Origin of the sequence: Pseudomonas sp. EL_65y_Pfl2_R96, assembly GCF_963970905.1 — a bacterium.
Classification (GTDB): Bacteria; Pseudomonadota; Gammaproteobacteria; order Pseudomonadales; family Pseudomonadaceae; genus Aquipseudomonas.
Genome location: NZ_CAXAQH010000146.1, coordinates 1 through 608 on the forward strand (window position 1 = coordinate 1; position 608 = coordinate 608).

1 protein-coding gene is annotated in these 608 nt (G+C 58.9%); it reads left to right on the plus strand.

All coding sequences use genetic code 11. The features are described from left to right. A partial coding sequence (gene tnpC / locus AACY49_RS29915) for an IS66 family transposase (RefSeq protein WP_339527816.1) occupies positions 1-608 on the plus strand: 608 nt, incomplete at both ends.

Genomic DNA, 608 nt, shown 5'->3' on the forward strand with positions numbered 1-608 from the left:
GAACACTTGCAACCACTGCTGAATTTAATGCGCGACCAGTTATTGGAAAGCCGCGTCATCCACTGCGATGAAACCCGCGTGCAGGTGTTGAAAGAGCAGGATCGGGAGCCCAGCAGCCAGTCCTGGATGTGGGTGCAAACCGGCGGCCCACCCGACAAACCAGTGATCCTTTTCGACTACTCCACCAGCCGGGCTCAGGAGGTGCCGACGCGCCTGCTTGATGGCTATCGCGGCTACGTGATGACCGATGATTACGCCGGTTACAACGCGCTGGGCGCGCAGGAAGGAGTGGAGCGTTTAGGCTGCTGGGCGCATGCACGGCGCAAATTCGTCGAAGCGCAAAAAGTGCAGCCCAAAGGCAAGACGGGACGTGCCGACATCGCGCTGAACCTGATCAACAAGCTTTATGGCATCGAACGCGACCTACAGGCCGGCAACGACGGCGAACGAAAAACCGGTCGTCACGCGCACAGCCTGCCGGTGCTGGCTCAGTTGAAAAGCTGGATGGAAAAGACCCAACCCCAGGTCACCGCTCAAAACGCCCTGGGCAAAGCCATCAGCTACCTGGCGAGCAACTGGAACAAACTTGAACGGTACGTCGAGGAAGG